Source organism: Humiphilus diazotrophicus (assembly GCF_059726315.1).
This window is the reverse complement of record NZ_AP040870.1, coordinates 6,147,357-6,160,922: the sequence shown is the minus strand read 5'-3', so window position 1 is coordinate 6,160,922 and position 13,566 is coordinate 6,147,357. Positions and strand designations below refer to the sequence as shown.

At 50.8% G+C, this 13,566-nt stretch carries 12 protein-coding genes; 5 read left to right on the top strand and 7 right to left on the bottom strand.

All coding sequences use genetic code 11. The annotated features are described in order from the left end of the window. The first annotated feature begins 199 nt into the window (after positions 1-199). Positions 200-985, top strand: a complete 786-nt coding sequence (locus AC6I7T_RS25140; RefSeq protein WP_497790515.1) for a DeoR/GlpR family DNA-binding transcription regulator — start codon at positions 200-202, stop codon at positions 983-985. 126 nt (positions 986-1,111) lie between these two features. Here the strand turns inward: AC6I7T_RS25140 and AC6I7T_RS25135 are convergent, their stop codons facing one another. From AC6I7T_RS25135 to AC6I7T_RS25125, 3 genes are all read right to left on the bottom strand, one after another. After that, positions 1,112-3,109 carry a beta-N-acetylhexosaminidase gene (locus AC6I7T_RS25135; protein WP_497790514.1) on the bottom strand — a complete coding sequence of 666 codons (1,998 nt, stop codon included), beginning with the start codon at positions 3,107-3,109 and terminating at the stop codon, positions 1,112-1,114. 265 nt (positions 3,110-3,374) lie between these two features. Beyond that, positions 3,375-4,613, bottom strand: a complete 1,239-nt coding sequence (locus AC6I7T_RS25130) for a glycosylasparaginase (RefSeq protein WP_497790513.1) — start codon at positions 4,611-4,613, stop codon at positions 3,375-3,377. 162 nt (positions 4,614-4,775) lie between these two features. After that, positions 4,776-5,117 (bottom strand): cupin domain-containing protein, encoded by a 342-nt coding sequence (locus AC6I7T_RS25125; RefSeq protein ID WP_497790512.1) that lies wholly within the window; start codon positions 5,115-5,117, stop codon positions 4,776-4,778. Positions 5,118-5,351: 234 nt separating this feature from the next. Between AC6I7T_RS25125 and AC6I7T_RS25120 the strand changes: the two genes are divergently transcribed. The 4 genes from AC6I7T_RS25120 (at position 5,352) to AC6I7T_RS25105 (ending at position 9,898) form a co-directional block, all read left to right on the top strand. Next, positions 5,352-6,347, top strand: coding sequence for a tetratricopeptide repeat protein (locus AC6I7T_RS25120; protein WP_497790511.1), 996 nt, complete (start codon positions 5,352-5,354; stop codon positions 6,345-6,347). Between the two features lie 338 nt (positions 6,348-6,685). Next, positions 6,686-7,624: an ABC transporter ATP-binding protein gene (locus AC6I7T_RS25115; protein ID WP_497790510.1), complete on the top strand. Its 939-nt coding sequence runs from the start codon at positions 6,686-6,688 to the stop codon at positions 7,622-7,624. Between the two features lie 64 nt (positions 7,625-7,688). Continuing rightward, positions 7,689-8,492 carry an ABC transporter permease gene (locus AC6I7T_RS25110; protein WP_497790509.1) on the top strand — a complete coding sequence of 268 codons (804 nt, stop codon included), beginning with the start codon at positions 7,689-7,691 and terminating at the stop codon, positions 8,490-8,492. Positions 8,493-8,539: 47 nt separating this feature from the next. Then, complete coding sequence (locus AC6I7T_RS25105; RefSeq protein ID WP_497790508.1) at positions 8,540-9,898, top strand: hypothetical protein; 1,359 nt, start codon at positions 8,540-8,542, stop codon at positions 9,896-9,898. Positions 9,899-9,974: 76 nt separating this feature from the next. Here AC6I7T_RS25105 and AC6I7T_RS25100 read toward each other — a convergent pair whose 3' ends face one another. Genes AC6I7T_RS25100 through AC6I7T_RS25085 form a run of 4 tightly spaced genes read right to left on the bottom strand, consistent with a single transcriptional unit; the run spans position 9,975 to position 13,564 of the window. Then, a complete protein-coding gene (locus AC6I7T_RS25100; RefSeq protein ID WP_497790507.1) occupies positions 9,975-10,205 on the bottom strand; it encodes a DUF6755 family protein in 231 nt (76 codons plus the stop codon). 1 nt (position 10,206) lies between these two features. Then, positions 10,207-10,722 (bottom strand): QcrA and Rieske domain-containing protein, encoded by a 516-nt coding sequence (locus tag AC6I7T_RS25095; protein WP_497790506.1) that lies wholly within the window; start codon positions 10,720-10,722, stop codon positions 10,207-10,209. After that, entirely contained in the window at positions 10,722-11,345 is a 624-nt protein-coding gene (locus tag AC6I7T_RS25090; RefSeq protein ID WP_497790505.1) for a 4Fe-4S dicluster domain-containing protein, read from the bottom strand. The genes AC6I7T_RS25095 and AC6I7T_RS25090 overlap by 1 nt, the downstream gene beginning before the upstream one ends. After that, on the bottom strand, positions 11,342-13,564 hold the full coding sequence (locus AC6I7T_RS25085; RefSeq protein WP_497790504.1) for a molybdopterin oxidoreductase family protein: 2,223 nt from the start codon (positions 13,562-13,564) through the stop codon (positions 11,342-11,344). The genes AC6I7T_RS25090 and AC6I7T_RS25085 overlap by 4 nt, the downstream gene beginning before the upstream one ends. Between the last annotated feature and the right edge of the window lie 2 nt (positions 13,565-13,566).

Sequence of the window (13,566 nt, the reverse complement as noted above, 5' to 3'; positions counted from 1 at the left end):
CGTACATAAGCCTCTATTTACCATAGAAATTCACCGGTATATACAATCCAGCATTGTGATACCTGAGGAGGATGTGCGAGCATTACGGGAACAGTTCCTTGGCTTATGGAAGTCGATGAAAACGAAATACATAAGCTGTGCCTAAATTATTCACCAGGCTTTGGCCTGGACACTGCTTTGTTTCTTTGGATTTGCAAACATGTCTCTTAAGACAGATAACCGGGCTAAACAAATACTCAAGATCCTGCTCCAGCATGGGAACACTTCGGTTGACGAGCTTGTCAGCCAGCTAGAGACCTCTGCCGCCAGCATTCGCCGTGACTTGACCAGATTGGAGAATCGCGGACTGGTTCACCGCACGCATGGTGGAGCCACCTTGGCTGGGCAGATGACCTATGAGCCCTTTCGCTTTGACGCCTCCTTTCAAATCCGTGAAGACAGATTTGCCGAAGAGAAAAGGCGAATTGCAATTGCCGCAGCCGAGCTGATTCAGGAAAAGGAAACTATTGCTCTAGCTGCAGGAACTACAACGACGCAGTTGGCTCGCAGCATCCGCCACAGATCGAATCTTCACATCGTAACGAATGCCGTAAATATCGGCATGGAATTGTCCAGCCAACAGAGCCTGAAGGTCACCTTGACGGGTGGAACCGTTCAATGGCCCGGAGCCTTTTCCATGGTTGGCCCCACGGCACTTGAGTCTTTGCAGCGAATCTTCTTCGATCGCGCTTTTCTGGGTGTGTGCGGAATCGATGCAGCACACGGGGCTACGGTGATTGAAGCAGATGAGTCGCTAATCTTTCGGACTATGGCGGAACATGCCAAGCAGGTCATTGTAGTGGCAGACTCCAGCAAGATAGGCATGATCAGCCCGGCGCTGATTTGTCCGATTACCAAGATTGACACGGTAGTTACGGACGACGGTATCTCCGCCGATCTACTCGCGGCTTTGCGTGCTAAGAATATCGAAGTGATTATCGCGTAAAGAGTGGAAGAGTAAATCTATAGGGACTTGATCCGGCGATCATGTCCCATCTGTTCCGCCAGAGCATTTCCCGCACATTGCACCTAATCCTTTGTTTATGCGAGAAATGCTCCAGCTACTGCTGTTTTACTTTGCTGCGGCTTCGACTAATTTCTGCAGCGAAGAGGTCACGGCAAAGCGAACCAAAGCTACCGGCTTTTCTGGATTCTTTAGTATCTCCAGGCTCTTGTCCTTCCATTCAACTGGAGGCTGAGTTCCATTAGCCAAATAGGTTAAGGCCTGTTGTCCGATCGAGCTCATCGCGGTAAGCCGCTCTACTATTGGGCCAGCATCGTTCAACCGTGGAGAACGTGCTACCAGTTCACTCAATGCTGGAGCCGCCTCCTGCCAGCTATGGAATTCTGCTTCCAGCTGTGCGCGACCTGCTTCATGATGCGAAGTATCTGCGAGGAATTGATCGACTAGCGTGCCCAGTGTGTGCCGGGATGGAGGATCGGGAACGACTGCATCCACAAGACGATCAAGAGGTGTCAATTGATTGGTCTTCTGGTTATCGTATCTCTCTCCGAAGCTAACCGGTTCAATGACTGAAGCCAAAACCGAAAGAGCCTTTTCGGAATCCGACTTCTGCGCTCCGGCCAAGTCACGAATCATGCTCTCCGGCCCGGTAAGATGCGTCAATCCAGCTTCTTCCAGACGCAATACCTCCACATCGAGACGGCGATACATATCGGCCACATCGCGAACACCAGCCTGAGACCAAAAACGTTCTGCAATCGCCGCAGTCCTCGGCCAAATTCGTGAGTCGATTGTCCGTTCGTTGATCTGCTCGCCCCACATGCAGACTTCGCCTCCAAGGATCAAGGCAGACTGATCTGGAGTAAGCGAAGTATCTGCTGGAACCGGATCGGCTAAATAGTGTTGAGCTGAAGAACGCATGCCATCGAGATAATACGGCGCAGAAAGAATCCCCTGATATCCCTGCTTTGCGCCCTGAGCTAGAGAAGCCTCTCCACGCCAGGATTGCACAACAACATCCTTGGGAAGATCCGGATGGAAGATCTCATCCCAACCCACCATGTGCTTGCCATTCTTGGTAAGAATCTTCAGTAGCTTCTGATTGAAGTAGGTCTGCAGAGCCTCCGTATCCTTGATGTTCTTCTCTTTCATGAAGGCAACGATGTGATCGTTTGACTTCCACTGCTTTCCGTTGCTCTCGTCCCCGCCAATATGCATGTAGGGATCGGGAAAGAGTTTTCCCATCTCTTCCACAAAACCATTCAAGAAGGTATAAGTGCTATCGCGAGTAGGATCCATGGCGGGATCGTGAACACCGAAAACTCGCTGCACCTGATAAGGCCCGGGGCCACTGGACAGTTCCGGATAGCCCACAAACCAACTGGTCACATGGCCGGGCATATCGAACTCGGGAATTACACGAATGCCACGATCACGGGCATAAGCGACAACCTGCTTAACCTCATCCTGCGTATAGTAGAGGCCATCCGAGCCCATGCCCTGCAGCTTTGGATATCTCTTGCTCTCGATGCGGAAGCCCTGATCTTCAGTCAGATGCCAATGAAATACGTTCAACTTAACCGCAGCCATTCCATCCAACGTACGGAGGATTACAGGAATTGGCTCAAAATGACGGCCGCTGTCGATCATCAGGCCACGCCAACGAAACCGTGGAGCATCGTTAATGTCGATAACCGGAATCGATGCCGCACCATTTTTGACCTCAAGCAGTTGCGTTAACGTTGTCAGTCCACGCATAGCGCCGACTACTGTTGCAGCCTGAATACGAATCTGTTGCGGAGTAGCCTTTAAGGTATAAGACTCGTCCTCATCTACAGATTGAATAGCCTGGCCTGCTCCCTTCACATCGAGAACCAGGATTGCCTGCTCGGCACTGGCAAGAGGCTGCTTCTTCAACTGGATTCCAGATTCGAATTCCAGCCTGTCGAGAGCGCGACGTACGGCACGCTCCAATCGATCGTCATGGAAACCGGCGTATCCGAAACTGAAAGAGGTGTTGAGTACGATCTGACCACTTCCCCGTTCCAGGGAACGAGGTATGGGCATCAATGCTAGAGTTGAGTCCTTTAAGGTTTGAGCACTCATTTGAACTGTTCCGGAGCACAAACATGCCAAGGCGGTAGCGCCAAGCAAGAATCGGCAAGCTGTCTTCTGAAGTATCACGGTCCTGTCTTCTTCCCTTCTCTGGTTAGGTCCTGAAGGAACACCCTTCGCCGGAAAGCAAAGGATGTTGCAACCTATCGTTCTCGATCTTTGTTCTATCCCAGTCTCCCCTGTCTTGAAAAAAGAAACTTTGGAGAGCTAGGACAATTGCCGTAAAAGTTGTTGGAGTATAAGCACCAGCCTCGGACTAGAGAGGCGGTACGATACTCGATCCTTCCTCCAGCAATGCGACACACTGTTCTACTCTCTTTGTGCCATCGTGGACAACAAAGTAACGAGGTTTTCCGGTTGGTCCGGATCCCCATAGGGAGCACCCAGCATAGGCTCCGTCCTTGCGGACGATGTAGTAGATCATGTCCACATAACGCAGCTTCCTAATGTCGCTATTGTAGTTACGAACGATTCGGCGCAGAGCTTCCACCCCGGCTTCCTTGGGAGTTCTCCCCTGACGCATCAATTCCACAATCGTATGCGCCCCGGCAACCTTAATGTTTTCTTCACCTGATCCGGTTGCACCGGCCGAACCTACGTCCTGATCGGTATAGCAGCCGGCACCAATAACGGGAGAATCGCCTAAACGTCCAGGAATCTTGAAGGCCAACCCTGAGGTGGTAGTAGCTCCTGAAATTTCGCCCTTTGGATTTACGGCGGAAACATGGATGGTTCCGGTAGTCGGCCAAAGAACCTGCTCTGCCGCAAAGAGCCTCCGTTCGGGAGCAATACCCAGGTCGGCAGCCATCTCTGTCAGGGTCTTGGTTCGGCGCTGGATTTCAGGAATCCACTCCGGTCCGGGTCGCCGTGGAAGAAGCAGTGACGATTTCTTTGCTGGATCCGGAGTCGGCTCAGTCCAATCCGGGCTTGATAATCCCGGCCCCCACCAGTCTTCTCTGGAATGATTCTCTTTCCAAAGCAGCCAGATCTTTCTTGCATCTTCGGTGAGCATGTCTTCCCGTTTGAAGCCCTCGGCAACAGCAAATCTTTCTGCGCCTTCACCGACCAGCATTAGCTGTCCGGTCCGCTCCATCACTTTTCGTGATACCAGACAGACATTGCGTATATTTCGCACACCACCCACAGATCCGGCTCTCCGTGTTGGTCCGTGCATACAGCTGGCGTCCAATTCTACGACGCCTTCTTCATTTGGCAGACCGCCATACCCAACGCTATGGTCTGTCGGATCGTTCTCCCGCCCAAGGCAGACGTGGTGGCAAGCGTCCAGGGTATCCGCTCCGTCCAACAACATCTGATAGGCGGCTTCAACCGTCTGATCTCCCGTCACACGGGTAACGATCACAGGCTTCTTCGGAGGCTGTAGCCTTTTCACGCTTTCGGCAGTACTCTCTGCAGCCTCAGCTACATGAGAAATTCCGCCTAGCGTTGCCGCCGCGAGCGCGCTTTTCGAAAGAAACTCCCGCCGTGTCGTCATTGATGCTCCTTACAAGGTGTTTGCAGTAAGCATACCTGACGAAAGGCTACCTTTAGCTACCAGGTCTTTGCCTCGAGCTTTTTGTTGGTTCGGCGAACGCAGCAACTCGAACCAAACAGCCTCCCGATCTCCTGGGGAGCCTGGTAGCTAAGAGATAGCTTTTTACGCGTAGTCTTCACGATAGGGCGTAAAGACATCGAGGACCTCTGATGGCTCCAATGCCGAAGCCTGGTGTTCATTCCCTCCAGGACAGAGGAAGCTATCCCCAACACCTAGATCAAATGTTGTCTGTTCGACGGTAAAACGGATCTTGCCCTTCAAGATATAGATGGCTTGTTGATGAGGATGGCTGTGACGAGCACCTACCCATCCCTCCTCCATCGTATTGTGGACAAGCATCAACTCCGGACTCCAGGAAAGCACCCGACGGGAAAGTCCCGGCTCAGGATTAGCCACCGCGGGTTCAGAAAAACGAATAGGTGAAAACTTCTGTACGTCAGACATAGCACCTATTGAATCACGCTGAGCACAAACAGCTCCAGAGCATTTTAGGTTTTAGTAATGGTCCATTGAAGAGCGCTGCGGTGTTCCTGTCGATTGTTCACAAATGGACAACCATGCCGATTCACAATGAGACGCCGAATAAAAAATCGCAAACTTCAAGAAAATTTACATAATTCAGGGAACGGACGACAAACACCAGACGTACTGCTCTCCATCCTGCGCTGAGGTGACCCTATGGTCTCTTCCCTACCCTTCAGCTCCGGCAAAGACCGGATTCCTGCGCACAAAGCGTTGTGGCTTATCTTGGTGCTTTTGCTTCTAAGCCCGGCTATATTGCTTCGCGCCCAAACCTCTTCCCCAGCAACCGACCTTCACAAACACATTCAGAACATGCTCAACCTCATCCATAAAGGAGAACAAACCAACCTACCGTCGGAGCAAATCGGTATCTTCTGGGTTATGCTCGGTTCCGACTATGCCTCAGATATGAATCTGGATATGGCTGAAAAGGCTTATATTAAGGGTCTGCAATTAATCAAAAACTCATCAGGAACCAATAAGAATTACGCGATAGCTTTGGACGATCTCGGTCTGCTTTATTACTTCATGGGACGAGAACAGGAAGCAACAAATTGCCTCAATGCCGCAATAGAGATACGTAAAAATCTAGGAGACAGACTAGGCATTGCCCGTAGTTACGAAGCGAGAGCCCTGACCTATCTCAATAAATCTAAATTTAAGAATGCAGAGAAATATGCAACGTTAGCTTATGAAGAAATGCAAGCTTCAGGTGGATCGGATACCAGCGATGTAGCTATCACATTGCTCACCAAGGCTTACTCCAAATGCTACACAAAGAAATGTCCGGAGGCGCTCGAGGATATCGAGCGAGCGCGTGCAGTTGTTGATGCCTCACCTCGGCCAGATTCATTTCTAAAAGGTGAAGTTTTATTCGCCCAGGGATTCTCTCTATGGAAATCGGGTAACCCGGAAAAAGGCGGAGAATTCATGCGCCAAGCGATTGATATCTTTCAAAAGAACATGGCGGATAGCAGTCCTACGCTCATTGAATCTCGCAAGAAATATCAATTATGTCTAACCGACGCACACCATGATGTCGAAGCTAGAAGAGTAGCAGAACAGATAGCGTCCAGCACTCGTAACCAACCCCAGCAGGCATGTCCAAACTGCACGGTAAGTATTTATGGAATGGCAAATGGATGGAGATAGAGGCCATAAAAAATCCAATAACAGGTTACAAACAAGACTCCGAACATCCCTGCTTTGCTAAGGCAGAAGAAATGAAATCTCGATATCGGTAGCCGGACAAATAGAAGAGCCAATGTCAGTCCGGCTATCGATATTGGGACCAAAATCTCTCTCCTGATTCCTCCCCTAATCCGGTACAAGATACGGGCTCGAGACGTTTCCGGCTTCGCACCGTTCCGGCGCCTGTTTTCATGCGAATGACATTTGTCATCTGCCTAATCTGACAGTTAGCACTTTTTTCCAATCTCCTCCCGAGCGATGCTTACTCCAGATGAACGGAAAGCCCCTGGAGGACATCCGTGGCAACAGCACAATCCACACCGATAACTAAGCAACCAACGTCTCCACTCCTACCAATCATTGCTCAGGCCAAGGGAGTAGAGAAAAACTATAAGACAACACACGCATTGAAAGGCGTAGACCTCAATTTACATGCAGGAGAGGTTCTTGCCTTATTGGGCCCGAACGGAGCAGGCAAAACAACCCTGATCCGTTTGCTTCTTGGACTCGCCAAGCCTAGCCGCGGCACGCTCCATCTTTTCGGGGAAGATCCGCAACAAAGATCCTGCCGTATGCGCGTTGGCGCCATGCTACAGACCGGACGTGTGCCGGAAACGATGCGAGTAAGAGAGCATATCGATCTGTTTTCTTCCTACTATCCGAACCCGCTTCCACTCGACGAGATCCTTGCAGTAGCAGATTTGGAAGCACTTCAAAAGCGACAGTTCGGAGAACTATCCGGAGGACAAAAACAGCGAGTCCTGTTTGCACTGGCTATCTGCGGAAATCCAGATCTGATCTTTCTGGATGAACCAACGGTTGGCCTCGATATTGAATCACGACGCAGCCTATGGCAGCAGATTCGCAAACTAGTGGCTCAAGGGAAGACGATCCTCCTCACGACTCATTACCTTGAAGAGGCTGATGCTTTGGCCAACCGCATTGCGGTTATTCACGAGGGCAAAATCGTTGCTGAAGGCTCACCTCGTGAGATTAAGGCCAAAACCGGAGGGAAACGGATTCGGTGTATCACCACTCTGCCCGACGAAAAGCTCTCATCCCTTCCCTGTGTACTCGCTGTCAATCACGTAGACGTTGGAGTAGAGCTCCAGACCTCCGCAGCAGAAGACACCCTGCGCACACTACTCTCACTCGATAACGGCCTGACCGGTCTCGAAGTAAGTAATGCAGGAATTGAAGAAGCCTTTTTGGCGCTGACCCGGTCAGAGACAGAGTAAGCCGCTGGCCGCTCTTCAATGCCATATAAGTTACCGAACATTTCAGAATCGAATAGGAGCAAATATGAACACAATATCTATTGCCCCGAAGCAGAGTCTGCCCCTTAGCAAAACCCTCATCATTTATTGGAAAGAGACAAAGTACGAATTTCTTAAGCGCTGGAGAATGCCGATCTACTCATTATCCGTTCTCCTTTTTCCCGCAATGTTCTATACGCTCTTCGGCCTCATCCTGAACAAAGATGCAAGTGGCCGTGCCTTTGCGGCAACTTATCTGATGGCGACCATGGGCTGTTACGGAGTGTTAGGCGTGGCTCTCTTTGCCTTCGGAGTCGGCATTGCAGTGGAGCGGGGACAAGGTTGGCTGGAAGTGAAGCGTGCAACACCCATGCCGCCCGCTGCGCACTTTATCGGAAGAATTGGAACATGCCTGCTGTTCAGCTTGCTCGTCTTCACTTCCCTTTTTCTACTCGGCACAATCTTCGGAGGCGTCAAATTGACCGCATCCGAAGCCGTTCAGCTTATGCTGACTCAAGTCTTGGGCTCTATTCCTTTTTGCGGCCTGGGCTTGATCATCGGATATCTGGCAAAGCCCAATTCAGCTCCGTCCATCGTTAATATGCTCTATCTGCCGATGTCCTTTCTTTCGGGACTCTGGATGCCGATCAACATCCTTCCCAAATTCCTGCAGGAACTGGCTCTTTGGCTCCCGCCCTATCACTTTGGCCAGTTAGCTTTAGGCGTAGTCCATGAAAGAAGTCAGGGAAGCATGGCCTCCCATATCGAGGTCCTGATCGGGTTCACGTTAATCTGTGCAGGACTATCAACAATGATCGTCCGCAGAGAAGAAGGCAAGCTCTACGGCTAAATTGCGATGTAACCATAGACAGTCTATGGATTCGATAGTAAATTGTTGTGCATACAGAAATCCGTAGAGATGAGCGGTTCTCTACTTGGGGACAGGTGAACATGGGCTGGGGTTCTCGTATCGTATCGCAAAGCTTCTTTGTAATATTGATCGCTCTTGTGCCGTATGAAGGATGCCTCGCGGCGCAAGCTCAGTCCGAACCAGAACCTCCAATCCTGCAGGGAGCACAGATCCAACATCCGGAGGATGCCTACAAGCAAGCGATGGCTCCACTGGAGATGGTTAGAAAGAACCTCGATAACTGGTCGGATGCAGAGCTGAATGCCCTGACAAAGGTCATGCGAAAAGCAAAAGAGTCCTGTGAACAGCTCTCTCCCAATACCCTGTCAGGGGAAGATCTTTATCAACTCGAGCGCCTGTGTGGTTTAGGCCAAGACTGGAAGAACACTGAAGCTGCGACATCCAAATATCTTCGTTCGAACGATCCGGTTCATCGAGCTCATTCTTATGCAATGAGGATCGACTCACTGCTCCATCTGGGAGCTCAGCCTGAAGCCATAACCACAGCTCGAACCATGCTTCACGATCTTCCGTATGACGCTGTGGTAGCTCAGACATTTTGGTTTCTCATTGTCCGTTTAGCGACAAATTTTGATCCTCAAGCAGAGATGCTCGCCAAAGAACAATATCCATTTTTACTGGATGCACTCAAAAAGGGAGTCCCGCTTACAGAGGCTCATGGTGACGCAACAGTCGCTATGGGCGCTCTTTACCAGAATGGAATGCAGTTGCCATTTCTCCAGAGATATAGCGGTAAAGATCTGGAAGCATCGCAATCCTTCAGGGAACTGGAAGAGAGCCTTAAGGGTATTCAGCTTCGCGACATCGAGGACACACAGCTGATCCAAAAGACCAGGGCTCAATACAACCTGCTCGGCAAGCCGCTTCCTGCAATCAGCCTCACGGCATCGCTCTCGGCCATTAATACCAAGCCTAAGATCAACCAGGAGAACGGAGCCGCCGTTACACTTGTCCTCTTTCCTGAATGGTGTGTTCAGTGCGTCAAGATGATGGAACCGCTCACCGAATTCGCATTCAGGAATGGCAACGCACAACTGAATGCTTATGGGCTGATGGTTCCCAACAAACTGCCGGAAGAGACAGAGCAAGCGAAGAGGGATCGTTTTAAGGATTTTCGCGGGACTCCCACCTTCTTAACGAAGGAAGATACCCTTGAGCTCTTCGGAGCGATCGATTATCCGCTGGGAGTTATAACCGATCGGAAAGGAATCGTGCGGTTTGTCGGCACGATTCCATCGGATGCTTTCAATCCCGATGGCTACATTGAAAGAACTCTCGAAAGAATATTGGAGACACCCTCAGCACAAGAGCACAAAGCACTTTAGTCCTAGAGGAATCCTACGACTCTAGACTGCATTATTCATAAACAGAGGTACTTCTTTCTGAAAAGGTAGCCGTAATCTACTCATCTCCGTGAAGCTTTTTGTCGAAGCGGAAGACGTAGCGCAGTAATCCTGCATTTACGAGAAAGAGAATTGTGCTGGCAACAGCCGCAGGAATGAGTGTATGAGATTCGCCCTTAAGCAGTGCTTCCAGGGAAACGGTCGTTAGCCACAGTTGCAAAACAACCGTGGTAGCGACTAAGAAGAGAATTCCTGAAAAGAGAATTGTTCCTTGTTGCCGACTGGCCATTCTATCCCTCCCGCTCCACAGCATAGATTTGTCCAAAGCGTTCCTCTATTTTGATTCTAGGCAACGCCCGGGTAGGTGGTCCCGCAATAGCTGTTCCCTCTTGCAGACTAAAACGTCCGTTATGACAGGGACAAAGAAGATTCTGTTCCTTATCGTCATAAACTACTGCGCAGGAAAGATGCGTACATACCTGAGAATAGGCGGCTATCTGCCCACTGGCCATTCGCACAGCAATACAGGGATCGCGATCAGTCGGATATCGAAACAATAACACTCCATTTTTACGTAATGAAGCTGCCGCCCCGATCCACATCGTAGACTTAATACCACGACGCAAGAATCGATTTGTAATCACCGTGGCCCAATTGCTTGCAGCCAGCAGGAAAGAGCCCAGGGTGAGAAATTTCACCATCTCGCGGCGACTGACATACTGATCTCCCTCCCATTCGATGGGGAAATCGCGCCGCCATTGTTCTTTCTTCTCACAGCCTCCGCACGGCGTCTGATCAGTACTCACTAGACCTCCTCCAGCATCAGGGCAACGTCATAGGGATCAACAGGTAATGGAGCCGGCGTACCGGTTATCTGTACCAGCCCAACATGCACCTTCTCAACTTCTCTCGGGACCATCACATACACCTTGGTCTTGATCTCTTCTTCCCCGAACTGCCAGCGATTGGTGGGAATGCCCTGCCGTGTCCGTTGAATCTCTTCCATCGTTGTAAAGGTCAGTGCTCCCGATGGGCATACCGTTGCGCACATAGGCTTCTTTCCGATGCTGCTGCGGTCATAACACATGTCGCACTTCATCATCTGGTCCATGGACTCGATATACTTCGGAACGCCGAATGGACAGGAATAGACGCAAGTGGAGCAACCGATACAACGAGGCTTCAAAGCACTCTGCACAACTCCGTCGGGCGTCTTCTTAATCGCATCCGCTGGACACATTTGTGCGCAGATCGGCTCTTCACAATGCATGCAAATTTGAGGAGCAGTCTGTACACTGTCTCGCCGCTCAATCGTCTCCAGATGAATCATGCTGATGCCGCGATGCGTATCGCACTCGGAACAGGCCTGTACACAAGACTGACAACCGATGCACCGCGAATAATCGAGGAAGAAGGTAGCCTCACTCAACGTACACCTCCGGCCTCTAATTCGAGCTTCGCGATTGGATCGTCGGGAGGATCGACTTTGCTGACACGAACGGCGCAAATCTTGTACTCCGGAATGTTTGATAGCGGATCGATAGCGCGAATCGTGCAATTGTTGGCCGCACGATCCAAGGGCCAGTGATAGGGAACAAATACTGTATCCGGACGGATTGTCTTCACCAGCTGAGCCCGAACGATCACATAACCGCGACGACTCTCTACTTTGACGAAGTCGTCGTCCTGAATTCCCAACTTCTCCGCCAGCTTGGGATGAATCTCACATCTGGGCTGGGGATATTGCTCCATCAAGCCGCCGATACGTCGAGTCTGAGTGCCGGAGAGAAAATGCGAAACAACTCGACCTGTGGTGAGGATAATGGGGTACTGTTCATCCGGCATTTCAGCCGAAGGACGCCATTCGGACGGAATGAAATGAGCCTTACCATCCGGATGACCGAACTTGCCATCCTCATACAGCCTTGGCGTACCCGGATGATTGTCCGTCGGACAGGGCCAGAAGATACCATACTCATCGTCGATTCGTTTCCAAGTCATTCCCGAGTAGTCGGAAACAGAGCCCTTGGAGGCTACGCGTATTTCTTGAAAGATATCCTCGGGTGAGGAGTAGGAGAATTTATCTCCACAACCTAACCTCTCGGCAATTGCACAGAATATTTTCCAGTCCTGCTTTGCTTCTCCCGGCGGCTCAACCGCTTTGCGATGGCGAATGACGCGGCCTTCCACATTGGTGGTTGTGCCATCGTCTTCCTCCATCAAAGAACCGGGAAGTACGATATCCGCATAGCGAGCTGTCTCAGACAGGAAGAAATCGATACAGGTATAGAACTCCAGTTTCTCCAGTGCCTCACGAACATAATTCGAATCAGGCAGAGAGACCGTAGGGTTAAAGCAGAGCGAAAGCAGCCCCTTGATCTTGCCCTCGTGAATTGCCTCGACAAGTGGAATCGCCGAAAGCCCTTTCTGAGGTATGCTCTCTTCCGGAACGCCCCAGACACCGGCGATAAATTTGCGATGCTCAGGATTGCTGATATCGCGATTTCCGGGAAGCTGATCGCACTTCTGTCCTTGCTCACGCGCTCCCTGGCCATTGCCCTGTCCGGTGATCATCGCATAGCCACAACCTTCACGCCCGATTCTTCCGGAAGCGAGAACAATATTGATAGCAGCGATGCAATTATCTACGCCCTTGGAATGATGCTCGATGCCGCGAGCATGAAGCAGGAAGCTACTCGGAGCAGGTCCCCACATCTCAGCAGCCTTAACGATCATGGCAGAAGGAACGCCAGCGATCTTTGCAGCATATTCCGGGGTGTATTTCTTTACTGTCTCCATCACCTGATCGAAGCCGGTGGTGTGCTGCGCAATGAATTCACGATCTATCCATCCGCGCTCGATCATCAGATGCAGAATCCCGTTGAAGATTCCAATATCGCCGCCGGAGCGAACAGGGATGTAAAGATCCGCATTCCGGGCTATCGGAGTCATGCGCGGATCGATCACGATCAGCTTGGCCCCATTCTCACGAGCCTGCCACAGATAACCGGTTGTTATCGGCGCGCATTCGGCAATATTTGCCCCTGCAACCAGAATGACTTTGGCCTTTGGAATATCGCTCCAGGGATTGGCACTTCGATCAATGCCGAAGATCTTTTTAGAAGCCACGCCTGCCGAAACCATACATAACCGGCCGTTGTAATCGATGTTTGCCGTGCGCAAAGCTACTCTCGCGAACTTTCCGGCAAGATAAGCTTTTTCGTTCGTCAACGAAGCACCCGTAAGCATGGCAAAAGAATCACGGCCATAGGTTTCCTGAATCCGCTTGATCTCGCCAACGATTCGATCTAGTGCAGAGTTCCAGGTAGTACGCTCGAAGCCTTTCCCCTCAACTCTCTCTAGAGGAAACTTCAGACGATCCGGATGCTCGTCCTGCATGTATCGCTTCACACCCTTGGGACAGAGCTTGCCTTGATTAAAGGGAAAGTCCTCCCAGGGCTCAAAACCAACGATGCGATTATCCTGTACTCGCAGTTGAATGCCACACTGCTGTCCACAGAAACAGCAATGTGTTTTCACCAGCCGGTCGTCTTCCCTTGTGCGTACCCATCCTCCGGAAGGAACATGATGCAAAGTGGGGCCGAACTCATGAACAAGATCTGGGATGCTTGCAGGTAACTTAGCCATGA